The organism is Mesorhizobium sp. P3_A9 (assembly GCF_056402975.1).
Window position 1 is genome coordinate 1 of sequence record NZ_JBFUGJ010000827.1, and the last position, 546, is coordinate 546.

The 546-nt window shown below is 61.2% G+C and carries 1 protein-coding gene; it reads left to right on the plus strand.

Features of this window, described 5'->3' with window-relative positions; translation table 11 throughout:
* A partial coding sequence (locus tag AC1DX0_RS36960) for an SOS response-associated peptidase (protein ID WP_477359637.1) occupies window positions 1–546 on the plus strand: 546 nt, incomplete at both ends.

Sequence of the window (546 nt, forward strand, 5' to 3'; positions counted from 1 at the left end):
GTTTCGAGTTCGCCCATCCTGGCGACGTCGAGCGCATGGGTAATGGCTTCCCGATCTGGAACGGTGCACCGAGTTTGAGCTATCCGATTATCATCCGAGAAGAATTGTCCACTTCGATGGCCGGTTTCGTGTCGGCCCGGTGGGGTCTTGTTCCCGGATGGGCTCGTGATGGGGGCGGCCGCCCGCCGCCCGTGAACGCACGCTGCGAGACCATCGCCACCAATGGCATGTTCCGTAAGGCCTATGCCTCACGGCGCTGCCTGGTGCCGGTGGATGGGTATTTCGAATGGCAGAAGCTGGATGCCACGGGCAAGAGGAAGCAGCCCTATGCGATCGCTATGAAGGATGACGAGCCCTTCGCCATGGCTGGGATCTGGGAAGAATATGCCGACAAAATCACGGGCGAACTGATCCGCACCTTCGCCATCGCCACCTGCGAGCCGAATGAGCTGATGGCAACCATTCATGACCGGATGCCGGTGATCCTGGCGCCGGCCGACTACATGCGCTGGCTCGGACCGCAGCCAGATCCTCGCGACCTGATGA